Genomic DNA, 23828 nt, shown 5'->3' with positions numbered 1-23828 from the left:
CGGGAGCCGCCAGGGAAGATCGCCCGGCCTCACGAGCAAGGTTAAAACTTGGCAAGCAGGGCAAATGCGTATCGCGTTCGCTGCACCGCAATATTACCCTCGAGATGGTTCCAAAGTGTCTGAACCTGCGGAAAGGCGGCGTTTTAATAATGGCGATGCTGCCGATCTACATCAACGGCAAGTTCTATTCGGGCGGGTTGAACGGCGTCCACCGCGTCGCCGACAGGCTCGTCCGCGAAATCGATGCGCAATTGGGCATGGCCTGCGCAGCACCCGTAACCCTGCTCGTGCCGGGGCGCGATGCAGGCACCTGGCGGCCCGGCCTGCGCAACATCCAGATCCGAGAACTCGACGAGACGCCGTCGCAAGCCTGGGAACAGTGGCGGCTGCCGTCTCTCGCGGCGGACGGCGTGCTGGTCAACCTCGCCAACCTCGCGCCCTTGCGCCATCGCCGCAAGATCACCCTGATCCACGATGCGCAATTCCTGTTCCCGGACAATTCCTACCCGCTGCGCCAGCGTCTCGGCTACCGGCTCCTGGCACCGCACATGGCGCGGTCGAGCGCCACGGTGCTGACCGTGTCCGACTACTCGCGGCGCATGCTCGATGTTATGGGCATTTCCCCGGCAGGGCGAACGCGCGTGCTCTACAACGGAATCGACCACGTTCTCGAAGTCGTGCCGGACGAGAGCATCCTTCCCGAACTGGGACTGGTCCCGCGTGGCTACGCGCTAATGTTCGGCAGCCCGAAGGCCTACAAGAACAACGCTGTGGTCTTCGCTGCCCATGCGCAGGAAACGGGAGCCCGGTGGCCGCTGGTGGTGGTCGGCACGACGCGCGAAGCGCTCGGCGCACAAGGCATCGTCGCTCCCTCGGACGTGGTGTTCGCCGGCACGTGCGACGATGCGCGCCTGCGCGCGCTCTATGCGCAGGCGCGCTGCCTGTTGTGCCCCTCGCGCACCGAAGGGTTCGGGCTCCCGCCGCTCGAGGCCATGCTCTGCGGCACACCCGCCATCGTCGCGCCCGCCGGCGCCCTGCCCGAAGTCTGCCGCGACGCCGCGCTTTATGCCGACGTCGACGATCCGCGTTCCTGGGCCCAGGCCATCGCCGCGCTCGAACCCGGCTCCGCACTGTTCGCACGCAAGGTCAAGGAAGGCCGTGCCCGCGCCCGCCAGTTCACCTGGACGCGGGCCGGCGAGGAATTGCTCGGGGCGATACTGGCGCTCAGCGGACAATCTTCGAAAGGCGAACGCACGGCAAAAAGCGAACGCACGGCGAGAAACGAAAGGTCGGCCAAGACGGAACGGTTCCTGAGGGAAGCGGCATGACGGACCGTTCGCCCCGCGTCTCCGTGATCCTGCCCTGCCACAACGGCGAGGCCTACTTGCGCGAGGCGATCCGATCGATCCTGGACCAGACCTACACCGACTTCGAACTGATCGTCGTCGACGACGGCAGTACCGACGGCTCGCCTGCGATCATGCACGACATGGCCCTGGACGACCGGCGCCTCCGCATCGTCACCCAGGTCAACGGCGGCATCGTCGCCGCGCTCAATACCGCCATGGATCATGCACGGGGCGAATACATCGCGCGCATGGACGCCGACGACTTGTCCTTCCCGGAGCGCCTGGCCTTCCAGGTCTCCTATCTCGACCGGCATCCCGAAGTGGTCATCGTCGGCGGTCACGCGGTGGGAGACCGGCATCCGACCCCGGCCAGCACCCGCACCTGCGGCGGACGACACACCAGGACCGACCTTACCGTGTTCCCGCCGCGCGTCGCGGTCTCGATGCACCCGCTCATCATGATGCGCGCCGCCGCGCTCAGGGCCATGGGCGGCTACCGGCACGACTACCGCCACGCCGAGGACTACGACCTGTTCATCCGCGCCAGCGCCTTCGGCCGGATCGCGAATCCCCCCGTCGACGTGCTGTTCTACCGCCGTCACGAAAGCGCGATCTCGATCGGCAATGTCGAGGAACAGGAGCGTTCCGCCGTGAGGGCGGAACTCGACGCAATCGCCAGAAGCGGGGAAGGCCCGCCACCCGCCCGGATCGTCGAGGCCTATACGCTGCTGCGGGTGTTCCGCCGCTACCGCGCGATCTCGGCCGATCGCGCCCGCGCCATGCGCCTGCCGGTCTTTGCCAGCCTGCTGGCGACCACGCCCCACGCGCTCGCTTCCAACCGCTTCCGCCGCCTGCCGCTGCTGATCGGGGTGGCACTGGTCCGCTCCATGCGGACGACGTGACCTGCGCGCATCGCTCCGGGAACGGGCGTGAGTGCAGTCCCGCAAAAAACCGGCCCCGGCGACACTGGCTCCCGGGACCGGTTCCTGCTCAGCTAGACTGCAATGCCAATGTCGCCGTCACCCACTGCCCGGATGCGGAGAGCGTGAAGACGCCCGGGTCCTCGGTGCCCAAGCCGATCTTCCAGGCCGTCGCGTTGGTCGACTGTCCGCTGGCGCTCGATGCCCGCGTCGCGACCGCCGAATAGCCCGAGGGACCGGCGGAGACGGTGCCGGTCCCGTCCAGCGCCACGGCCGCCACATAGAGGCTCGCCCCGCTCCAGCTCGGCGTGATCGCCGGCGGGTCGGCCGTGGCGGCGGCGCTGCGCAGGTAGCTGCTGATCTCCACCGCTCCGGTCGCACCGGTAACACGCAGCACCCGCGTCACCGCCTGTTGCGAACCCGACAGCGTGATGGCCAGCACCTTGCCCCCCTCGGTGCCGTCCGCCGTGCGGGTGAACACGGCAATGCTATGGGCGTTGGAATTGGTCACGTAGAGAGCTTGCTGCGTCCACGCGCCCGCCGTGGCGTTGTCCCAGGTCACCGTCGGCACCGCGTCGATCGACATGATCGCGACCAGCACGTCGCCGGCCTGGACGGTGTCGGGCAAGGTCACGCTCAGGGCGGTCGCATCGGCGGTGTTCCAGCTCTCGGTCTGGTCGGCCACCGCGATCGCCGCGGCTGCCGCGATCGAGAGCGCGAAGGCCGCATCGGCCGTCGCGCCAAGACTGTCGGTTGCGCGCAGGACGATCCCCGCGGTAGTGCCGGCAGCGGTCGGCGTTCCCGAAATCACGCCGGTCGCGGCATTGAGCGAGAGCCCGTCGGGCAGCGCCGCCGATCCCGGCGCAAGCGCGAAAGTGTAGGGCGCGGTGCCCTTGACCACCCGCGGCGTGTAGCCCGAATAGACGATTCCCTGCTGCCCGGCGACAGCCATGTACTTGAGCGCGAAGGGAATCGCCGCATAAGTCGCCAGCAGGTGATCCGCGCGGATGCCGGCGTGGGCCTCGTTGGGGTGCACTCCGTCCGAGGAATTGGCGGTGAGGACCATACCCCGGCCGGCGTCGGTTTCCGCGTCGGAGAGGAGGAAGGCAGCGTCGCTCGCCACCGTGTCGACCGCGTCGAAGCACGGCAGGCCGTCGTCGGCGACCGGCCCCGAGCGCAGCCACGCGTTCCACGCGTCCCGCGCCGATTCCTGGCTCACGGTGAACGTGGCGTCGGCATAGGCCTCCTGCCAGATGACCATGTCAAAGCCATAGGCGCGGAGCCGGGCGGCCATGTGCCGGGCCTGCGTCTTCATCGCCTCGACCGCGGTGGTCGCGCTCGCGGCATCGCTGACGTTGGTCTTGATGTCGTTGTGACCGTAATCGCCGAAGTAGACGTTGGGCACGCCCGGGGTGAGATAGGCGGCCGAAGGCGTGTCGAAGCCGGCATAGCCCAGTTCCAGCCGGTGTCCCGCGATGCCGATGTTGCGGAACAGCACGCTCGCGGCCGAGCGCTGGTGCAGCGCCGCCGTGATCGTGCGGTTGTTCGCCCCGCCGGTGCCGAAGATGATGCTGTCGCCGCCCGCCAGTAACGAGAGCGTGGCGGGCTCGGTGGTGGCGAACACGGCCTTGAGCGCGGCCTTGATGGCGATGACGTCGCCGTCCGCAGGCGCGGCGGAGTAGACCACGAAGGCGCGCCAGTCGGTGCGCCCGCCATACTCGATCGCCTCGCCGACCTCGCCGCCGGCATTGAGCGTGGCGGCGGCGGCGGCGGGGTAGTCGACCGTCTGCGCATCGCGGTGAACGACCTGTTTCGCAGCGCTCGACACGAGGCCGATCACCGCCAGGTTGTTGACGCCCAAGGCTTGCGCATTCTGGGTCGTGGCGGCGATCGAGGTGCCGGCGACCATCGGCTGCATGGCCAGGTTTCCGGCCGTCCGCGGACTGGTCAGGCCGAACTCGGTGGTGGTCGTGCCGAAGGCCCAGTAACCGCAGGTCGCCGACTGTCCCGGGGTGCGCGCCACCATGAACACCGCGCAGTCGGCGCGCGGGATCGCCACCGTCGCGGGGATGAGCAGCGGGCAGTCGGTGTCGTAGTTGGTGACGGTCGGCCCGCCCTCCCCCAGCCAGAGCCCGGGCTGGGCCGCCGAACTCGGCTGGGTCAGGTGGCGGCCATTCCCGGCCTGGTCGTAGACCACCGCGACGGTGAGCGTGGACGTTCCCTTGAAGGTTTCCGCAGCGGCAGTGTCCAACCCCTGCCCGGAAAAGCCGATGTCCAGTTCGGCCCCGTCGGAAGCGCGACGCACCCGCAGCGCCGGTCCGGCATAGGACGAGACCAGCTTGCCGAGGCCATAGACGCCGGCCAGCGCGGCATTGTCCGGCAAGTAGGTGCCGGGTGTCGGGGTAGGTGTCGGGGTCGGGGTGGGGGCCGGCGTTGCCGTGGCGCCGGTCAGCGTCACCGCATATTCCACGGCGCGGGCGGCACTGCCCGTCCCGACGCTTTCGCGCACCAGCGCGACCTGGCTCGCCCCCGCCGCCAGCGCCGCGGTTGCGCCGATGCCGACACCAGTCAGGGTGAGGTTCGCATGGCTCCCCGATCGCAGCGAGAAGCTGGAGCCGGAGCCCAACACGCGCGACAGCGTGAACTGGGTTCCGCTACCAGAGACGGTACGCGTCCGGTTGTCGATGCCGCCCGAGCGGCCGCCCGATACGAGGCGCCCCATGCTCAACCCTCCCCGACGAGGTCGGATGCGGTGGTGCCGGTGGCGCGCACGAATGCGGCACGAACGGCGACGTAGCTGGCGTCCGGCAGATTGCGATACGTCACGTCGGCGGTGCCGTCGACGCCGCGCAGCACGACGTCGCCGCCAGTGCCTACGTAGATGCCCTTGGGCACGAGCGCGAGCGCCTGGCTGTCGCTCGGCACGATCGCGAAAGGCGCGCGGGAAGGCGCGAAGGCGGCATCGGCATGGGTCTGGAAGGGGTCGGACATCTGGGCAACTCCGGGGGGAAGGAGAATGGCTGAGGACCGGCGGCGACTCGCGCCCGATCTTCGTTCGCCTTATGTTCCATCCGATTCGGTGTAGGAAAGCGATTAGTGGTGGCCTTTCCCGCCGGGGCTGCACAAAGAAACGCTGCGCTTGCATAGGATGGCATGACGTCGATGCGCCTCGTGCTTGCTTCACTGCGTTCACAAGGACGATTGAACGGGAAGTCATCCGCGCCAGGACGGAATGTCGATCCGTCCTACTAGAGATTCCCCGCGGCCTTGCGTGCCATTTCCTGTCGGGATCGCCTCCGTTGATCGCGATCGAATGCCAGCGCCGCGGCCACGCATGCGGCGGCCGAGGCAGGTTCTTCGCGCGGCAGGACGGGGATGGCGAAGCGGTCCGCCGCCACGCGCACTTTGGCGGTTCCGTCCTCGATCGCCAGCGCCGGCGCCTCGGCAAGGATCGCGAAGATCAGCGCGTGAAGCCGGTTGGTCAGCACCAGCGCGGCCTCGCGGTAGAGCGCGATCAGCGCGTCGAGTTCGTAGCCGTCGTGGACCTCCACCCGGCGATCGGGCCAACGGGCGACGAGGCGGGCGGCGGCGGCCTTGTCCATGCCCTCGCGCGGATCGTGGCAGGCGACGACGACCCGAGCATCCGGCAGGATACGCCGCGCCGCGTCGAGCGCCGCGTCGAGGCCGTCGCCTTCGAGCGAACGCCCCTCGCTGCCGTCCACGCACGGGGCGATGACAATCCACCGCCGCGCGCTCCGGCCCGGGGTCACCGCATGGGCACCGGCGGTGGGAAGGAAAACCATGTCGGCGTTCACCGCATGGACCTTGCCGGGCAACAACCGGACCAGATGCCGGGCCGAGGCCTCGTCGCGCAAGTTCACGGTCGCGCAGCACGACAGGATCGCGCGCCACAGTAGCCGCCGCAAGGGCGAGCGGATCGCGCTCACTCCCAGCCCTCGCGTGACGAGGCTTCCACCCCCGGCCCGCGCGCTCGCCACCGCGATCAGCAGGGCCAGCAGCGAGGCGATCGAGACATTGTCGCGCACCAGTTGCCCGCCACCGAAGACGAGCCGGGCACCGAACGCGCGGCGCGCGAAGCCTAGCACCGCCTTGCCGGAAACCAGGACGCCGCCGGCCGCCTCGACCTGCCGCTCTACGGCCTCGGGAAGCGGTGACCAGCGGCGCACGAACCCGCCGCGCCCCCCGGCCAGCGCGAGATTCTGCAGCAGCAGCTTGAGATCGCCGAGGTTGTGCAGGTCGCCGCAGACGAAGACCTCGCGCCGCACCATGGCTGCCTGCGCTCCGGGAGTGGCCGTCAGCGCCGTCACATCTCGAGTATCCGGCGCGGATCGACGCGGCCGCGCAGACAGTCGAGTATGGCCAGCATGTTGCCCAGCAACCTGCCCCGCCGGTCGACCAGGGGCTCCGGCCGCAAGCTGCGCAGCGCGTTAGCCGCGACGTTCTGCCAGATCAGGCGATTGCCGAAGTCGCGCCGCATCGTGCCCTTGCGCTTGAGGTAGACGACGTTCGCCACTTGCGAGTAGCCCAGCCGCCGGCCCGACGTGCGCCCTCCCGTGGTGCCCAGGTGCACTCCGGTCACCGCGCCGGTCGACACCTGACGCCCTCTGCGCCCCAGCCGGCTGGTGAAATCGATGTCCTCTTGCCAGCCGTAGAGCGGCAGGTTCTCGTCGAACCGCATGCCTGCGGCGGCGCTGGCGCGGATCGCCATGTTGCAGCCGTAGAGTTCGTGACGGGTGCGCATCGGCGCCGGCGCGAGGCTGGGCCGTGCCAGCAGCGCCAGTGCTTGCTCGATCGTCAGGCCGCCCTCCCGGACGCCGTCGGCCCGCAGTTCGCCGGTTATCCCGACGATGTCGGGATGCGCCTCGAACAAGGCCTCGACTTGCGCGAGGTAGTCGGGCGCCGGAATGAAGTCGTCGTCGAAGAACACGATGATGTCGGCCACGCCCTCAAGCGCCTCGAGCGCACGGTTGCGCTGCCGGCAAAGGCCCCTCTCCGAGAACAGGATGCGCGGCGCACCGGTGGCACCCTCGACCCCGGCGACGTCGTCCCGCGTCACGGAGACGACCAGAACGCCATCGGCCGGCCGCGTCTGCGCGGCAAGGATCTCGACGGTCCGGCGCACCAGTTGCGCACGGCCCACCGTGGCGATCGCGACGTGAATGCTGGGCAAGCGGCGATATCCTCTTTGAGGCTCAATCGGCTGGACACGCGTTCGCCGACCAACCCATCGAACAGGCCGCAGGATAGTTCGACCAGCACCAAGTATAGTATTAAAATATGGTCATTTGCAGAGAACTCCCTGCGAATATCTTTCCATGTCTGGTAATTACGGTTGCGACGAAACGCATTCGGCCATGCGTGACAAGCGCTCCATGGAGACACCCCAACATGAATGCCTCGGCGATCGCCATTCAAGCGGCGGTCACGTCTCGCGATAGTGCGGGCAAGGCCTGCGCATCGTCCGGTGACCTGAAGCGCGTGGTCCTGTTCAATGTCAAATACAGCCCCAACCTGGGCGATGGCCTCCTGAGCGAATGCCTGGAGCGCGAACTTGCCCGTTCGCTGCCAGGCTGCGAAGTGGTCTCCGTCGACCTCGCCGGCCGCAGCGCCTATCCATCCTCGCACGGCCGCGGCCGGGGGATGGCACTCGCGCTGCTCGACCGCTGCCCTGCCCCGGTGCGGCGGATCGCCGCGCGCACGATGCTGGATGTCCTCCTCGCGGTCCGCCTGCGCCGCCGCTATCGCACGGGACTTTCCGGCGCTCAGGCGGTCGTGCTGGGCGGCGGCAACCTGCTGACCGACGCGGATCTCAACTTCCCGATGAAGATTTCGGCCGCCCTTGCCGAGGCGGCGAGGGCATCGCTGCCCGTGGCGATCTACGCGGTGGGCGTCTCGCCGCGCTGGTCAGATACTGCGGCGAGACTGTTCGCCGACGCCTTCGCCCGCTCGCGCCTGGTCTGGGCATCCGTGCGCGACGAACGCTCGCTGGAGGAGTGGGGAGCGCACTTCGCCGGCAAGTCGCTGCCCCTGGCCGAACTCGTGGTAGACCCCGGCGTGCTCGCCAGCCTGCATTATCCGGCGAAGGCCCGCGCCATCGCCGGCCGCCGGATCGGGTTCTGCGTCACCGACCCGCTGGCCGTGCGCTACCACAGCAATGCCGCCGCGGCCGAGCGGCTCGAGACATGGTATCCCGCCGCACTGCGCTCGCTGGTCGAGCAAGGCTTAGAAGTCGTGCTCTTCACCAACGGGAGCCCGGAAGACCGCGATTACCTGCACGGCCGCTTCGCCGACTGGATTCGCTGCGCCAAGGGCCCGGTCACCCTCGGCCGCTCTTTCGAGACCCCGGGCGATCTCGCCGCCTTCGTCGCGCGATGCGACGCTGTCGTCGGCCACCGCATGCACGCCTGCATCGCCGCCTATTCCTTCGGCGTGCCCGCCGTCGGCCTGCACTGGGACGTGAAGCTCGACAGCTTCTTCGAGCTTGCGGGACGAGGCGCCCACCTGCTCGATCCCGCCACCATCGACGCGGCCGAACTGGGCGCTCGCACCGCCGCCGCGATCGCCGATCCGCTCGACCCGGCACCGCTGATCGCCCGCTCCCGCACGGAAGTCGCAAGGTTTGCGGCGCGCCTGCTGCAAGGCGCCCGCGAATGATCGGCCGCATCGTCCAGATCAACGATCTCAGCGACCCCAGGGGCGGTGCCAGCAAGCTCGCGGTCCAGGCCGCCTGCGACCTCGCCGCGCGCGGTCACGATGTCACGTTCATCACCGGCGATTCCGGCGCAAGCCCTGCTCTTCGCAGTGCCGGGGTGGAGATCGTCGCTCTCGGCCAGCAACGGCTGCTCGCCGGAGGGCGGGCCAGGGCGATGGTGACGGGCCTGTGGAACCGCGCGGCGCATGCCATGGTGCGCGACTGGATCGTCCGGAACGACAGCCCGGCGACCGTCTACCACCTCCACGGCTGGTCGCAGATTCTCTCGCCCGCCGTGTTCGCCGCGCTCGATCCGGTACGCGAGCGGCTGGTCATCTCCGCACACGATTTCTTCCTCGCCTGTCCCAACGGCGCTTTCGCATGGCTGAAATCCGGCGAAGTCTGCCCGCACAGGCCGCTTTCGGCCGCCTGCCTCGCCACGGCGTGCGACCGCGACGGGGGCGCGCAGAAGCTGTGGCGAAGCGCGCGCCAGGCAGTCCAGCGCCGGGCCTATCGGCCGGGTTCGTCGCCGCCGGTGCTCGCCATCCATGCGGGCATGCGCAATTTCCTGACGCGAGCCGGCATCCCTCCACGCTCGATCATCACGTTGCCCAATCCGGTCGAACCGTTCTCGGCGTCGCGTATCGTGGCCGAGCGCAACCGCGAGGTTCTCTTCGTCGGCCGGCTGGAAGAGACCAAGGGTGCCGATCTCGCGGCCGAGGCCGCGGCCCGCGCCGGTGCCGCGCTCACCGTGATCGGCGAAGGCCCCCTGGCCGAGCGTATCCGCCGCATCCACCCCGACGCCCGCCTCCTCGGCCGCCGCAGTCCTGCCGAAATCCGCAGCTTTGCTGCGCGGGCGCGCATGCTGGTCATGCCCAGCCGCTACCCGGAGCCCTTCGGCCTCGTGGCGATCGAGGCGGCCTGGAGCGGCCTTCCGGTGATCCTGGCACACACCGCGCTGCTGAGCGACGACATCGTGGCCTGTGGCGCCGGCTTTGCCGTGGACCCGCGCAACGTCGACGTCTTTGCCACCGCCATGCGCACCATCCTCGAGGACGACGTGGCGACGCAGGCCATGAGCGAGGCCGCCTTCACCGCAACCAGGTCGCTGGCACTGACGCCGGCCGCCTGGATAGACCGCCTGGAAGCCATCCTTTCCCAACGGATCGCAGGAGCGCAATGCTCGCATGCCGCTTGCCTGCCAAGGCTGGCACGGCTCCAGGATGCCGTAGATTTCCTGCCGCAAGATTGCGCCTCGACGACTTCGACAAGCTGAGATCGTCACGTTTTCGGGCACGAATACAGAAGTTAAATTACTGCAAATTACGAATAATTTACATCCAAAATGCACCTTTAAAGGTTAGTTTACCTTTATTCTTGGCGATATGATGCCCTGACCCGCTGATTCTATTTTTGTTCCTTGGGATTTTCGTTCAGGAGCGTTTACATGCAGACTGCCCATGCGCAGATCGACCGGATCGAACCGCGCCTGCATCGCGCTTCTGCCCGTTGCGGTGATCCGGCGGGGGGGGGGTGTTTCAAAACGGCACGACCTCGCCTTGCGCAGCTTCGATATCGCGGCTTCCGCCATGGCACTGGTCCTGTTCCTGCCTCTCCTGGTGGTGATCGCCCTGGCCATCCGCCTTTCGAGCCCGGGCCCGGTGTTCTTCGTTCAGCACCGGGTCGGCAAGGACGGCAGGACCTTCCCGTGCCTCAAATTCCGCTCGATGGTCGTCGATGCGCGCGAACGGTTGGAAGCGCTGCTTGCCCTGTCCGTCGAAGCCCGGGAAGAATGGGCCCGCGACCAGAAGCTGCGCCAGGACCCACGGATCACGCCCATCGGACGCTTGTTGCGCAAGACCAGCCTCGACGAACTGCCCCAACTTCTCAACGTCCTGCTCGGCCACATGAGCGTGGTCGGCCCGCGCCCCATCGTCGAGAGCGAAGTGCAGCGGTACGGTCACCGTTTCAGCGCCTATTGCTCGGTCCGCCCGGGGCTCACCGGCTTATGGCAGGTGAGCGGACGCAACGAAGTCAGCTACGAGACGAGGGTACGTCTCGATGCGTTCTATGCACTTCGCAAGTCGCTGGCCTACGACCTCGCGATCTGCTTGCGGACGATCCCAGCCGTGCTCGCCTCCCGCGGGTGCTACTGAAGTGCGTACGCAGAGCTCCCCCCTGGCCTTGCATCATCCGACGAAAGCGAAGATTCCCGCCCACAGCCCGAGGCTGATCGCTGCCGCCAGCAGCCACCATTTCCACACGATCGGCTTGCTGCCGAGCAGCCGTGCCTCGCCACTGGCCGTCGCGGCCGGAACTGGGCCGTGACGATGGGTGCCGGGATCGGAGTCGCCCTTGGAGGGGACGTCGCTTCCAGGCTCACTAGCAGTCATAATTCGCAGCCTTCGTGATGCGACGCCGAAAAACCGGCGTTGGCGGCAATAAATCGGTTTCCGCGATACCATCATGCCACCAGTCGGTCGAGCCGGACAGGAACTCCGGATGTTTCAATTTCTCGACCTTTCGGACCCGTCTCCCTGCCGTGCCGAACCGGCTTTAAACGTGATCTTCAGGATTTCGGTCGACAAGGCAGTGCATGAGGCCTCTCCTGCTCACGCCCCGGTTGGTCGTCACGGTCGCAAGGCTGGCGATGCTGCCTTGCCTGGCCACCCTTGCCGGGGCGATCCTCGTCGCCGATACGGCACCCGCACCAGCTGCGGCGGCCACGTTCCTGACCGCCATCGTCCTGCTCCAGGCCGCGCCGAAGTTGCGGGCCGCCGACCTGCTGGGCCTGCTGGCGCTTTTCGCGACGATTCTGGAGTGGATGCATGCAGGCCTTTCCGGCGGCATCGATGCTGCTCGCTGGCAGGCCATGATCGCGGTGACGGGCTCCATGGCGCTGCTGCTCAAAGTCCAGCACTTGCGCTCGCTGGCGCGCGAAGACCCTTATGTACCGCTACGCCAGCTCGAACGGCGCAACGTCGTGCTCAACCGGGCCCGGCCACGAGCACCAGGCGCTCGCCGCACCGCCTGAGGAGCGCCCCGGCCCCCTTGCATCTCCATGCCTGGGGAGTGCATGCCCCCTTCCCTTCAATGGAAATCGCGCGAGCGGGGGAGTATCCGCACGTTGCGCGGGTGGCCGCGCGAGGTGGGGCGATCGCGGGAATATTCCGGATGGCGCACCGAATCGCCGGGCATGGGGTCGGGCCGGATCGCCGGCTGCGACAGGCGGGACAATGCCTCGCTGGCATCGGTGACGCGATCGACGATGAGATGGACGACGTCCTGCTTGCTGCGCTGGGCAGTGCCTTCGAGCATCATGAGCCGCGCGGACATCACCGCGCGGCGCTGCTTTTCAAAGTCGCGCGCCCAGAGCAACCCGTTGACCACGCCGGTCTCGTCCTCGATCGTGATGAAGATCGCATTGCCCTTGCCCGGCCGCTGGCGGATCAGCACGACGCCGGCGACGCGCAGTTTCTCGCCGTCGCGCGCAGCGTTGACGGCGGCGCAGGTGCGCGCGCCCTCGCTTTCGAAATGGGGGCGCAGGAACTGCATCGGGTGGCCCTTGAGCGAGAGCCGCTGGGTCTGGTAGTCGGCCACGACTTCCTCGGCCGCCGCCATCGCCGGGAGCGCGGCGTCGGGTTCATCGGCCAGTTCGGGCGCGTCGAACGCGGCGAACAGCGGCAGTTGCGCAGGCGGCACGCGCCTCGCCTCCCAACCCGCCTGCCGCCGCGACTGGCCGAGCGAACCCAGCGCATCGGCATCGGCCAGCAGGTGCAGCGCTCGCGAGGGAAGTTCGGCGCGGCGGGCGGCGTCCTCCAGCCCGGCGATGGGGGCGACCTTACGAGCCTTTTCCAGCTTTTGCGCCCAGTCCTGCTTGAAGCCGCCGATCTGACGCAGGCCCAGGCGCAACACGAGACCGCCCCTGCCATCATCTTCGCCGGCACCTTCCAGCGTGTTGTCCCACACGCTGGCGTTGACGTCGATCGGGCGCACCTCGACGCCGTGCTGGCGCGCGTCGGCCACCAGTTGCGCGGGGGCGTAGAAGCCCATGGGCTGGCTGTTGAGCAACGCGCAAGTGAACGCCGCCGGGTAGTGGCACTTGAGCCACGACGAAACGTAGGCCAGCCATGCGAAGGCCTGGGCGTGGCTTTCGGGAAAGCCGTATTCGCCGAAGCCCTCGATCTGCTTGAAGCAGCCTTCGGCGAAATCGCGCGGGTAGCCGCGCACGACCATGCCGGCGACGAACTTGTCCTGATGCTGGCCGATGGTGCCGTTGCTGCGGAAGGTCGCCATCGAGCGGCGGAGGCGATCGGCCTCGGGCGCGGTGAAGCCGGCGGCGACGATCGCCAGCTTCATCGCCTGCTCCTGGAACAGCGGCACGCCGAGCGTGCGGTGCAGCAGGTCGTACATCTCGCCCTTGGGGCCGGGATAGACGACTGTCTCCTCGCCGGTGCGGCGGCGCAGGTAGGGGTGGACCATGCCGCCCTGAATGGGGCCGGGCCGCACGATCGCGACCTGGATGACGAGGTCATAGAGCTCGCAAGGCTTCATGCGCGGCAGCATCGAGATCTGCGCGCGGCTCTCGACCTGGAAAGTGCCGATGCTGTCGCCCTTCTGCAGCATGATATACGTCGCCTTGTCCTCCCGCGGGACGGTGTCCAGCGTCAGGTCCCTGACGCCGTGATCGCGCAGTAGATCGAAGCTCTTGCGAATCGCCGTCAGCATACCCAGCGCCAGCACGTCGACTTTCATCAGGTGGAGCGATTCGAGATCGTCCTTGTCCCATTCGATGAAGGTCCGGTCTGCCATCGCCCCATTGTGGATCGGCACCGTCTCGTCGAGCCGGCCCTCGCTCAGCACGAAGCCGCCGACGTGCTGCGAGAGGTGGCGCGGGTATTCGAGCAGGCGGCCGACCATGTCGCGCATGCGTTCGAGCTGCGGGTTGGCGGGGTCGAAGCCGGCTTCGGCCAAGCGCTCCTCGGGCAGTTCGTCGCCGCCCCAGCTACCCCAGACGGTGCCGGAGAGCCGCGCGGTGACGTCTTCGCTCAGGCCCAGCACCTTGCCGACTTCGCGGATGGCGCTGCGCTGGCGGTAGCGGATGACGGTGGCGGCGATCCCGGCGCGGTCGCGGCCGTAGCGCTTGTAGATGTACTGCATCACTTCCTCGCGCCGCTCGTGCTCGAAATCGACGTCGATGTCGGGCGGCTCGTCGCGCTCGGTGGAAAGGAAGCGCGAGAACAGCAGCTTTTCCTTCACCGGGTCGATCGGAGTGACGTCCAGGAAGTAGCAGACCAGCGAATTGGCCGCGCTGCCGCGCCCCTGGCACAGGATGGGAGGCTTGAGGCTACGCGCGTGGTGCACGATGTCGTGGACGGTGAGGAAGTAGTAAGCGTAATTCTTGAACCGGATCAGCTCGAACTCCTCCGTCAGGATCTTGTGGTATTCGTGTCCAAGCCCTTGGGGAAACCGCTTGGCCGCCCCTTCCATGACAAGATGTTCCAGCCATTCCTGCGGCTGCCAGCCTTCAGGCACGGGTTCGTGCGGGTATTCGTAGCGCAAGTCCTTGAGCGTGAAGGTAATGCAGCCGAGCAGGTCCTGGGTCGCCGTCAATGCCTCGGGGCAGGCCTGGAACAGGCGGGCCATCTCCTTCGGCGCCTTGAGATGCCGCTCGGCGTTGATGGCGAGGCGGCGGCCGGCGGTCTGGACTTTCAGGCCCTCGCGGATGCAAGTGAGGACGTCCTGCATCGGGCGGTCGTCGGGGCTACCGTAGAGCACGTCGTTGGTGGCGATGAGCGGGACGCCGGTGGCGGCGGCGAGGTCGATGCGCTGCGCCAGGCGGCGCGCGTCGCGGCCGGCGCGCGGCATCGTGGCAGCAAGCCACAGGCGCGGCGTCGCGGCGCGCAAGGTGTCGAGCAAGGGTGCATCGGCGTCCATGGCTATCAGCGCGAGGTCCTGCGCGTGGTCGAGCAGGTCGGGCAGGCACAGCTCGCATTCGCCCTTTCTGGCGCGGAGGTTGCCGAGTGTCAGCAGGCGGGTCAGGCGGCCCCAGCCGTGGCGGGTCATGGGGTAGGCGACCACGTCCGGCGTGCCGTCGGCGAAGACCAGGCGGGCGCCGACGATCAGTTTCAGCCCGCAGGCCTCGCCGCCGATCTCCTTCCAGGCGGTGAAGGCGCGCACCACGCCGGCGACGGTGTTGCGGTCGGCGATGCCGATGCCGGTCATGCCCAGCGCCTGTGCGCGCGCCACCATCTCGGGGCCTGGCGAGGCGCCGCGCAGGAAGCTGAAGTTGGTGGCGGTCACCAGTTCGGCGAAAGCGGGAACCTCGATCACGGGAACTGGCCGTGGAGATACCAGCGCGGCTCGGGCGTCTCGCCGAACAGGCCGTGGCGGAAGATCCAGTAGCGACGCCCTTGCGCGTCCTCGATGCGGTAGTAGTCGCGTGTCTCGCCGGCACCGCCGGGCAAGTGGCCGCCGCGCTTGCGCCACCATTCGGCGCCGATCCGCTCGGGCCCTTCGGCGAGGCAGACGTCGTGCAGCGTGCCCTGCCAGCGGAAGCGCTGGGGCGGGCTGTCGGGGACGCCGGCGATCACTTCGACCGGCTGGGGCGGATCGAGCAGCAGCAGCGGACGCGGCGGGCGATCGCATGTCGCGGGCCATGGCAAGGGACGTGTGTGCTTGGCCGAAACCATGGCCTGCGCGCGTTCGGGCAAATGGCGGTCGCGGGGCACAAGGCGGCTGACGCGGTCTTCGCCGAGGCGCACGCCGAGCCGGTCGATCAGCGCGGCGACGCTGTCGTCCACTTCCTCCTTGCCGCCCTCCAGCACGCGCTGGCGCGAGGGCAGGTGCTCGGCGCCGAGCACCGCGAGGCGGATCGCATCGAAGCCGTAGCCAGGGTCGAGCGGATCGGACAGCGTCTCGATCCGCTCTCTCAGCAGGCGCATGACGGCAGCGGGATCGCGCACCGGCTGGCCGGTCTCGACCGCGAGGCGGGGCTTCGCGTTGTCGCTGCGGTGGAGCACCACGAGGAAGCGACGGCCGCCGAGTTGCCGTTCCTCCAGGATGCGGCCGGCCTGGCCCAGCAGGTCCTCGATCACGTCTAGCGCGTCCTCGGTGCGTGCCAGCGGTTCGGGGAAGCGAGTCTCGAGGCGGATCGGATCGGTGGGCCGCAACGGCGTGATCGGGCTGCCGGCCTCGCCCAGAATGGCGCGCAGGCGCATGACCGCGACTTCGCCGAAGCGCGCCGCGAGGCCCGCCATCGGCCGCGCCGCAAGATCGCCCAGCGTGGCGAGGCCGGCGCGGCGCAGGCCGGCGAGCGCCTTTTCGTCCAGTTCCAGTGCGGCAACCGGCAGGGCGCGCACGTCCGCGCCGCCATGCCGGGCCAGCGCACGGGCGGCGGCGGCGTGGGGGGCGAGCGCGTGGCGCACGGTGTAGCCGACGGCGGTGCGTACGCGGGCAACGAGTTGCGCCTCGCCCCCAGATAGGTGCGCGCAGCCGGTGACGTCGAGCAGCAGGCCGTCGGGCGGGTCGGGCGCGACGAGCGGGGTGAAGGTTATCATCGCTTTCGCCAGCCGGTCCAGTTCGCGCGCGTCGGCCAGGGGATCGTGCGCCATCGTGGCAAGGTCCGGGCAACGGGCGCGGGCATCGGCCAGGGTCATGCCGGCGGCGAGACCCTGGCCGTGCGCCGCCAGGTTGATCGCCGCGAGCCGGAGCGCCTGCCCATCGCGCGCGACCAGGGCGCCGGGAACCTCGGCATCCCCCTCAGGCCGCGCGCGTTCGCACGGCAGCCAGGGAAACCACAGCGCCAGATAGCGGCGCGGCTGTCCCTGCGTCGGCAGGAGGCTCGGTGCGGATGATGGGCTCTTCTCGGAAACCGCCATGTTCTTCGTTCCATTCCAGTCGCCAGGTGAGGCCCCCCGGCCCGCCGCGCCGGCGCTGGAGTTCGACCAGCAGGGCAGGCGGTCCGGGCGCGCGCATCGCCAGCGGGGTGGAGGGGGCGTTGGAGACCGCCCAGCGGGTATGCGCGGCACTGGCGCGCGGCTCGGCGTCGCCGCGCAAGACGACGATCGGCAGGCGCGAGCCTTCCGCCGCGAGGATCAGCCGGCGGCTGGCGACGAGGTCGTATTCGCGCAAAGGCCCCCAGGCTTCGAGGACCACCGCCCCTGGCCCCGGACAGCGCGCCGTATCGAGGCCTGCGCGCAGCAGTGCGGCGTCGCTGGGCGCATCGACGATCACCAGCCGCGCGGGGTCGAGGCCGAGCGACGCCCAGCCCTCGCCGCAGGGCTCCATCCGCATCGTGCGGGCTTTGGCCTTGCGAACGCGCAGGAGCATGATCGGACGCGCGGGGTCGGCCTCGATCGTGGCGAGGGCGAACGCCAGCGCCGAGGCCCAGCCGTCGGCAGCAGCGTGGACTTCATGGAGCTGGCCCTTGGCTAGGCGCGGGAGCGCAGTACGCGTTGGTGGGTCGGTGGTGGGCGGGGCGTGGGACTGGAACATGGAACGCGACTCGAATCAGGAGAATGTGTTCCTATTATGTTCCATATCGAGGAGGTAAGTCCACCGCTTGCTCGGCGGTCATCGCGAGAGGGGATGGCATGCGTATCCCTATCCTCCCCTGTCGCGCAGCAATGGGGAGTATCCGGCGACGGCACTCCCCGGTCGGGCCGGGGACGACGAACCGTTCAGGCCGCGCACTGCCTCGTCTCGGCCAGGCCGGCGTAACGCTCGACCTGGTCCGCCGCTTCGCCGACCGGGTTGCGGCCCTTGAAGCCGGGCGTGCCGTCCAGCGCCCAGGAGATGCCGTCGATGGTGTAGGCCATCCGCTCGCGCTGCCAGGCGGCGTAGGCGGAGTGGCTGGCGAAAGCGCGTTCGATCGCGGCGATGGGGTCGGCTGCGGGGACGATCACCTCGCCGAAGTGCCACATCGCGTAGTCCTCGCTCTCCTGCCAGTCGACGCCCCGGGCATCGACGAACAGGCACGGGCGCGGGTGGACGAGAAATTCGTAGACCTGGCTGCTCACGTCGCCGAGGTAGAGGTCGGCACCCAGAGTGTAGGTCATGTCGTTGCAGCGCACCGAGCCTGTGTCGACCACCACGCGGCCGGGCACCGCCAGTGCCTCCAGCTGCCGACGCCGCCGCGCCGACCAGCGCCGTGCCAGCCGCACATGCGGGGCAACGACGAGGTTGTAGCGCCCGTCGCGCAGGACCGCCTCGACCAGCCGCCGCCCGAACGTCTCGATCGAGGAATGCTTCTTCGAGAAATGCGGGTTGTAGAGGATCGTCGGAAGGCCGTTGTCGAACAGCGGCGCGCGGGGCCGGGGATCGGCGAGAATCGTCGAGAGCTTGATCGGGCCGGTCACCGTGCAGGCTTCCGGTGCGACGAAGCCGCTGGCCACCAGGCGGTCGCGGTCCTTGCGGCCGGCGACGAGGACCTGTTCGAACAGGGTGAAGCGCTTCTCGAAGCCGACCGCACGATCGCCGGCGCCGTGGGGGATGTGCAGCATCGGCGGGCAGTCCGCGCGCAGCTTGCGCAGCATCGTCGAGGTGCGTTCGGCACACAGGATCGTGGAGGCGGCGCACAGGCGGCGCGCCCAGACGGTGAGGCGCAGCGCCTTGTGCATCTTGCTGGGAAGGACGCGCGCCGCGGCCGGCAGGCGCATCACCACCACTGCAGGGACCGCGCCGCCGAGCGCGCGCGCCTGGGCAGCGGCGCGGGCGGCTTCCTCGTCGTTGCACACGAAGAACGTCACCTGCCCCGGATGGCGCCGCTCCAGCTCGCAGGCCACCGGCAGGATATGCGCGAACTGGTGCGCCCCGCCGATGGCGATCACATGAACCCGGGGCACGTGAACCCCGGGCACGTGAACCCGAGACTGTACTGCATCGATGCGACCCGAAGCGGCACGAGAGGACAGGGGCGCCTGTGACGAGGCGTTCTGCGATACTGGCATTGTCCATTCTTGCCGAAACGACATGTCGCGCGGATGGAGCCTTCGTGTACTTTTGTCCATGTTCGTTCCACCGCGACCTCGACGCAGGGCCGGCGGGGGGATAATGCACCGGATCGCGGCAAGGCGCGCACGGGACCGGGTCGACAATCCGATGCAGATACTCCTGGTGGAAGACGATGCCGCGCTGGCGGCGCACATCATGGCCGGCGTGCGCGAGGCCGGGCACGTCGTCGAACACTGCGCGGACGGGCGCGACGCCCTCGTGCGCGCCACTTGCGAGATCTACGACGCGATCATCCTCGACCGCATGCTGCCCACGCTCGACGGGCTCAAGCTGCTGGCCGCCCTGCGCGCCACCGACGACGCCACCCCGGTGCTGATCCTCAGCGCGCTCGGCGACGTCGACGAGCGGGTGCGCGGCCTGCGCGCCGGGGGGGACGACTACATGGCCAAGCCCTTCGCCATGTCCGAACTGCTGGCGCGCCTCGAAACGCTCGCCCGCCGCAATGCCCCGGTGGCCGAGACCGCCAGCCTGCTGCGGATCGCCGACCTCGAGATCGACCTCGCTTCGCACACCGTCACTCGCGCCGGCCGCCGCATCCCCCTCACCCTTCGCGAACTGCGGATCGTCGCCTACCTCGCGCGCAATGCCGGGCGGGTGGTCACCCGCACGATGCTGCTGGAAAACGTGTGGGACTACAACTTCGACCCGCAGACCAACATCATCGACCAGCACATCTCCAAGCTGCGCCACAAGATCGCGGGCGAGGACGGGACGGACCTGATCCATACCGTGCGCGGCGTCGGCTACATGATGCGCGAGCGATGACGCGCCTGCTGCGCAGCCTCTCGTTCCGGCTGGCGCTCAGCTATGCCGGGCTGTTCTGCCTTTCCGTGGCGCTGCTGATGGGCGCGGTCTACTGGCTGCGCGTGGTGGTGCCGATGGACCGCGCGCGCGCGCAGGTGGAGCAGGAGGAGCGCGACTTGCGCGCCCTCTACAGCGCGCGCGGGCCGGACGCGGTGCGCGACGCGCTCGACCGCCGGGCCCAGCACTCCGCCGGGCCCAAGGCGTTCCATGCCCTGCTCGCCCCCGATGGCACCGTCGCCACCGCCAACCTGCCGAGCTGGCCGGTCCGCCCCCCCGGCCACCTGACGGTGATCGAGGCCGACACCTTCGTCGACGGCACCGAGATCGACCACAACGCCCTGGTGAGCGACCAGCGCCTCCCCGATGGCGCGCGGCTGATGGTGGGCCGCGACGTCGAGGACGTGACCGACGATGCCGGGGCGCTGCGCACCGCCGCGATCTGGATCTTCGGCGTGACGGTGGTGCTGGGGCTCGCGGGCGGCTGGCTGATGAGCGTGGCGATCGGGCGGCGCATCGAGGCGGTCACGCTGACCGCGCGGCAGGTCATGGACGGGGACCTGGCCGGCCGCGTCCACGTCACGGGCAGCAACGACGACTTCGACCGGCTGGGCGAGATGCTCAACCTCATGCTCTCGCGCATCCAGAGCCTGTTCCGCGCCGTGCAGAGCGTGTCCGACAATGCCGCCCACGAACTGCGCACACCGCTGGCGAGGCTGGTCGGCCGGCTGGAGGCGCTGGAACAGAGCGCCGGGGACGATCCCGTCTTGCGCGCCGCCGCCGGGGAGGCGATCGGGGAGGCAAACCGGCTCCAGCAGATCCTCGCGGCGCTGATGCGCATTTCCCGGCTCGAGAACGGGCGCCATCCGCTCGCGCTGCAGCGCACCGACGTGATCCAGTTGCTCGACGACCTGGTGGAGTTCTACCAGCCCGAGGCCGAGCGGAGGGGCATCGAACTGGTGATGTCGGCGCGGCGCCCGCTGGTGGCCGACCTCGATCTCGACCTCGTGTTCCAGGCGCTGTCCAACCTCCTCGACAACGCGCTCAAGCACGCCGGGCAAGGCCGCCGCATCGAGCTGGCGGCGGCGCGCGGGCCTGGCGGCCTGCATGTGAGCGTGACCGACGACGGCCCCGGCCTCGAGGCCGGCGACGCCGAGCGCGTGACCGAGCAGTTCTATCGCGGCCGGGGATCGGCGGGCCTTCCCGGCGACGGCCTAGGCCTCAGCATGGTCGCCGCCATTGCCCATGCCCATGGCGCCGTGCTGGAGTTCGGATCGGCGGCGCCGGGGCTGCGGGCCTCGCTGCTGTTTCCAGGCTGATCCGCGCACGGCCGCGCCTAAAGCCTGTCCGGTGCCACATGGACAGAACAGACTCTACGCAGCGAAGGGCTCCGTCAGGGCCGCCGCCAGGGCCTCGATCGGCGCCGGCCGGGCGAACAGGTAGCCCTGGCCGAGCTGGCAGCCCATCTCGGCCAGCCGCACGCGTTGCGCCTGGGTCTCCACCCCCTCGGCCACCACCTGCTTGCGCAGCCCATGGCCCAGGCCGACGATGGCGCGGATGATCTCCTCGCTCTGTCCGTCGTCCTCGAACAGGCCGAGAGTGAAGGAGCGGTCGATCTTGAGCACGTCGAACGGCAGGTGCTTGAGGTGGATCATCGAGGCGTAGCCGGTGCCGAAGTCGTCCAGCGCCACGCTCACCCCCGCATCGTGGAGCAGTCCCAGCGCCTTGGCGGTCTCGTCGATGGTTCGGTCCAGCACCACGTCCTCGGTCACTTCGACGCACAGGCGGCCGGGCGCGACGCCGTGATCGCGCAGCCGCGCCAGCAGGCGCGATGCCGCATGCGAGCCGTCGAGCTGCGCGGCGGTGAGGTTGACCGAAAGCCGCGGCAGCAGGCACGGATGGTCGCGCAATGCCGCCAGCGCCATGTCGAGGACGTGCTCCTGCACCGACAGCCCGGTCTTCCGCTCGTTCAGCATCTCCCCGAAGATCGCCGGCGTCATCACCCCGTGCACCGGATGCTGCCAGCGCAGGAGCGCCTCGTAGGAGCCGGAGACCCCGCTGTGGAGATCGACGATCGGCTGATAATGCAGCGAGAACTCGCCGCGCTCGATGCCCTGGGCAGCCTCCTGGATGAAGATGCGCCGGCTATCGAGCTGGGCGCGCAGCGGCGGCGTGTACTCCTGCAGCCGCCGCCGGCCGAGCTGCTTGGCCTGGTACAGCGCGAGATCGGCGTTCTTGACCAGCACTTCGGGGCTTTGGGCATCCTCGGGGAAGCGCGCCGAGCCGATGCTCAGCGAAAGCGCCCAGGAGCGCCCGGCATGAGTGAGCGTGCAGCCCTGCAGCTCTTCGAGCGCGCGCTGGATGCAGAACTGCTCGCCCTCGCCGCCGGGCAGGAGGATGGCGAACTCGTCGCCGCCGATGCGCGAGACCGCGCCCAGCCCCAGTGCCGCCTCGGCAAGGCCCCGGCCGACGGCCTCCAGCAGCATGTCGCCGCCGTCGTGGCCGAGCCTGTCGTTGATGTCCTTGAGGTGGTCGACATCGATCAGCAGGAGCATGAACGGCGTCCTGGCCGGATCGTCGCACAAGCCCCGCAGCGCCGTCTGGAACGCAGCGCGGTTGCCCAGGCCGGTGAGGAAATCGGTCTGCGCGGCGCGGCGGAAGGTCTCGCTCTCGATCTCGACGAGCTTGCGCGCCTGCTCGGCCACGTCGCGCTGCTTGCCGAGCAGGCGGAAACGGTCAGCACTGGCGAGCGAGAGCGCGACCGATTCGAAGGCGAGCGCGGCGAACGTCGCCATGTCGATCGCATCGTCCTGCACCAGCACTCCGAAGTTGCGGCCCACGCGCAGGGCGAAGACCAGCAGCACCGGCGTCCATCCGGCCAGATAGAACCACACTACGCGGCTGCGCCCGAGAATCGCGATGAGGACCCCGGTGCCCAGGCACAGCGCGCTCAGGACGAAGGCGAGGTTCAGCAGGCGGTCGAGGACGATCGGGCTCGCCATCCAGCCGCCCGAGGCCGCCAGACCCAGCGCCACGTCGAGGCCGGCGACGGACCAGCCGCACCGGGTCAGCCAGCGCGGCAGCACGCCTTCCTCGATCACCGCGAGGAAGAACATGTTGCCCGCCGCGATCAGCCCGGCGACGAGCAGGTAGTCCGCGCTCACCGCAAGCGGCCCGGCGAAACCGGGCACTGCCAGCGCCAGCATGTTGGTCCAGGAGAACCCGTAGGCCAGCGCCAGCGTCGACCACACCAGATACCAGCGCTGGAACACCAGCCGCTGCCCGGTGTAGATCAGCAGGTTGTAGGCGAAGGCGGACAGGATGGCCCCGGCGAAGACGCCCATCAGGCCCAGCCACTTGTGGTCGAGCCGCATGGCGCTGGCCGCGCTCGCCGCCGAAAGCTTGCGCATGAGCGACAGGTTGTCGAGCCTGCGGAAACCCAGGTAGACGGCGCGAACCTGCGCGCCGGCAGGCTCCACCGCGATGCGCAGCATGCCGCCGGGCGCCCACCGCTCGCCGATGGTCCGGGGGGTCAGGGCGACGTGGTGGACCGTGCCGTCGCTTGCCACCACCAGCGTCGCCATGCGGTCGAACCGGGCCTGGTCGACCAGCAGTCGCCAGCCCGCGGGCATCTGCGCAAGCGCGCCCGGATCGCGCAGCTTCAGCCAGACCCATCCGTCGCGATAGGCCGAATAAGGCGGTGGGGCGGTGCAGTCGAACCGCAGCGAGGCGACCGCGGCGGCATCGTCGGGCAGGCTCGCCGGAGCGGTCGCATAGCAGACCTCGGAGCGCAGGCGCACGACCTGGGCCCCAGCCGGAACGGCCCAGCACTGCGCCATCACGACAAGCCAAAGCCCCAAGAGGATCGAACGAAACGGCATCCCGCGCCCCTACACAAGTCGCGACACATAGGTCGGACCTCCCTCCAAATGGTTAACGCAATCGATCTCCCGTCATCCGAGAGACCCCGCCACGCGCGGCATCCGGGCGGTTGCGCATGGCGCATGGGTAAAAACCTGTGGGTCAATTTCT

18 protein-coding genes are annotated in these 23828 nt (G+C 69.1%); 8 read left to right on the top strand and 10 right to left on the bottom strand.

Annotated features, from left to right (window positions below):
• The first annotated feature begins 149 nt into the window (after positions 1 to 149).
• Positions 150 to 1328 (top strand): glycosyltransferase family 4 protein, encoded by a 1179-nt coding sequence (locus ACFFDA_RS24740; RefSeq protein ID WP_404479913.1) that lies wholly within the window; start codon positions 150 to 152, stop codon positions 1326 to 1328.
• On the top strand, positions 1325 to 2251 hold the full coding sequence (locus tag ACFFDA_RS24735) for a glycosyltransferase family 2 protein (protein ID WP_404479912.1): 927 nt from the start codon (positions 1325 to 1327) through the stop codon (positions 2249 to 2251). Before ACFFDA_RS24740 ends, ACFFDA_RS24735 begins: the two co-directional genes overlap by 4 nt.
• Before the next feature lie 88 nt (positions 2252 to 2339).
• Here the strand turns inward: ACFFDA_RS24735 and ACFFDA_RS24730 are convergent, their stop codons facing one another.
• The 4 genes from ACFFDA_RS24730 to ACFFDA_RS24715 all read right to left on the bottom strand — a co-directional run bounded on the left by ACFFDA_RS24730 (position 2340) and on the right by ACFFDA_RS24715 (position 7460).
• On the bottom strand, positions 2340 to 4991 hold the full coding sequence (locus ACFFDA_RS24730) for a putative Ig domain-containing protein (RefSeq protein ID WP_404479911.1): 2652 nt from the start codon (positions 4989 to 4991) through the stop codon (positions 2340 to 2342).
• A 2-nt stretch (positions 4992 to 4993) separates the two neighbouring features.
• Entirely contained in the window at positions 4994 to 5260 is a 267-nt protein-coding gene (locus ACFFDA_RS24725) for a hypothetical protein (RefSeq protein ID WP_404479910.1), read from the bottom strand.
• A gap of 257 nt (positions 5261 to 5517) precedes the next feature.
• A complete protein-coding gene (locus ACFFDA_RS24720; protein WP_404479909.1) occupies positions 5518 to 6597 on the bottom strand; it encodes a polysaccharide pyruvyl transferase family protein in 1080 nt (359 codons plus the stop codon).
• On the bottom strand, positions 6594 to 7460 hold the full coding sequence (locus ACFFDA_RS24715; RefSeq protein ID WP_404479908.1) for a glycosyltransferase family 2 protein: 867 nt from the start codon (positions 7458 to 7460) through the stop codon (positions 6594 to 6596). Before ACFFDA_RS24715 ends, ACFFDA_RS24720 begins: the two co-directional genes overlap by 4 nt.
• Positions 7461 to 7678: 218 nt before the next feature.
• Here ACFFDA_RS24715 and ACFFDA_RS24710 point away from each other — a divergent pair, with 218 nt between their 5' ends.
• The 3 genes from ACFFDA_RS24710 to ACFFDA_RS24700 all read left to right on the top strand — a co-directional run bounded on the left by ACFFDA_RS24710 (position 7679) and on the right by ACFFDA_RS24700 (position 11137).
• Complete coding sequence (locus ACFFDA_RS24710; protein ID WP_404479907.1) at positions 7679 to 8944, top strand: polysaccharide pyruvyl transferase family protein; 1266 nt, start codon at positions 7679 to 7681, stop codon at positions 8942 to 8944.
• A complete protein-coding gene (locus ACFFDA_RS24705) occupies positions 8941 to 10257 on the top strand; it encodes a glycosyltransferase family 4 protein (protein ID WP_404479906.1) in 1317 nt (438 codons plus the stop codon). Before ACFFDA_RS24710 ends, ACFFDA_RS24705 begins: the two co-directional genes overlap by 4 nt.
• A gap of 184 nt (positions 10258 to 10441) precedes the next feature.
• Positions 10442 to 11137, top strand: a complete 696-nt coding sequence (locus ACFFDA_RS24700) for a sugar transferase (RefSeq protein WP_404479905.1) — start codon at positions 10442 to 10444, stop codon at positions 11135 to 11137.
• Between the two features lie 33 nt (positions 11138 to 11170).
• Here ACFFDA_RS24700 and ACFFDA_RS24695 read toward each other — a convergent pair whose 3' ends face one another.
• Positions 11171 to 11374 (bottom strand): hypothetical protein, encoded by a 204-nt coding sequence (locus tag ACFFDA_RS24695; RefSeq protein ID WP_404479904.1) that lies wholly within the window; start codon positions 11372 to 11374, stop codon positions 11171 to 11173.
• A 203-nt stretch (positions 11375 to 11577) separates the two neighbouring features.
• On the opposite strand from ACFFDA_RS24695, the gene ACFFDA_RS24690 reads away from it, so the two are divergent.
• Positions 11578 to 12015, top strand: a complete 438-nt coding sequence (locus ACFFDA_RS24690; RefSeq protein ID WP_404479903.1) for a hypothetical protein — start codon at positions 11578 to 11580, stop codon at positions 12013 to 12015.
• Positions 12016 to 12071: 56 nt separating this feature from the next.
• Here the strand turns inward: ACFFDA_RS24690 and ACFFDA_RS24685 are convergent, their stop codons facing one another.
• The 4 genes from ACFFDA_RS24685 to ACFFDA_RS24670 all read right to left on the bottom strand — a co-directional run bounded on the left by ACFFDA_RS24685 (position 12072) and on the right by ACFFDA_RS24670 (position 18826).
• Positions 12072 to 15314, bottom strand: coding sequence for an error-prone DNA polymerase (locus ACFFDA_RS24685; RefSeq protein WP_404479902.1), 3243 nt, complete (start codon positions 15312 to 15314; stop codon positions 12072 to 12074).
• Positions 15311 to 16861, bottom strand: a complete 1551-nt coding sequence (locus tag ACFFDA_RS24680; protein ID WP_404479901.1) for a Y-family DNA polymerase — start codon at positions 16859 to 16861, stop codon at positions 15311 to 15313. The genes ACFFDA_RS24685 and ACFFDA_RS24680 overlap by 4 nt, the downstream gene beginning before the upstream one ends.
• Positions 16743 to 17477 carry an ImuA family protein gene (locus tag ACFFDA_RS24675; RefSeq protein ID WP_404479900.1) on the bottom strand — a complete coding sequence of 245 codons (735 nt, stop codon included), beginning with the start codon at positions 17475 to 17477 and terminating at the stop codon, positions 16743 to 16745. Before ACFFDA_RS24675 ends, ACFFDA_RS24680 begins: the two co-directional genes overlap by 119 nt.
• A 185-nt stretch (positions 17478 to 17662) precedes the next feature.
• On the bottom strand, positions 17663 to 18826 hold the full coding sequence (locus ACFFDA_RS24670; protein WP_404479899.1) for a glycosyl transferase: 1164 nt from the start codon (positions 18824 to 18826) through the stop codon (positions 17663 to 17665).
• Positions 18827 to 19082: 256 nt separating this feature from the next.
• Between ACFFDA_RS24670 and ACFFDA_RS24665 the strand changes: the two genes are divergently transcribed.
• Together ACFFDA_RS24665 and ACFFDA_RS24660 are read left to right on the top strand one after the other, a co-directional pair.
• On the top strand, positions 19083 to 19760 hold the full coding sequence (locus ACFFDA_RS24665; protein WP_404479898.1) for a response regulator transcription factor: 678 nt from the start codon (positions 19083 to 19085) through the stop codon (positions 19758 to 19760).
• Positions 19757 to 21115 carry a sensor histidine kinase gene (locus ACFFDA_RS24660; protein WP_404479897.1) on the top strand — a complete coding sequence of 453 codons (1359 nt, stop codon included), beginning with the start codon at positions 19757 to 19759 and terminating at the stop codon, positions 21113 to 21115. Before ACFFDA_RS24665 ends, ACFFDA_RS24660 begins: the two co-directional genes overlap by 4 nt.
• Before the next feature lie 54 nt (positions 21116 to 21169).
• Here ACFFDA_RS24660 and ACFFDA_RS24655 read toward each other — a convergent pair whose 3' ends face one another.
• Complete coding sequence (locus tag ACFFDA_RS24655; protein ID WP_404479896.1) at positions 21170 to 23677, bottom strand: putative bifunctional diguanylate cyclase/phosphodiesterase; 2508 nt, start codon at positions 23675 to 23677, stop codon at positions 21170 to 21172.
• Between the last annotated feature and the right edge of the window lie 151 nt (positions 23678 to 23828).

Source organism: Novosphingobium sp. BL-52-GroH, from assembly GCF_044813085.1.
Classification (GTDB): domain Bacteria; phylum Pseudomonadota; class Alphaproteobacteria; order Sphingomonadales; family Sphingomonadaceae; genus Novosphingobium.
The sequence above is the reverse complement of the archived record's forward strand: the minus strand, read 5'-3'. Positions and strand labels throughout refer to the sequence as shown.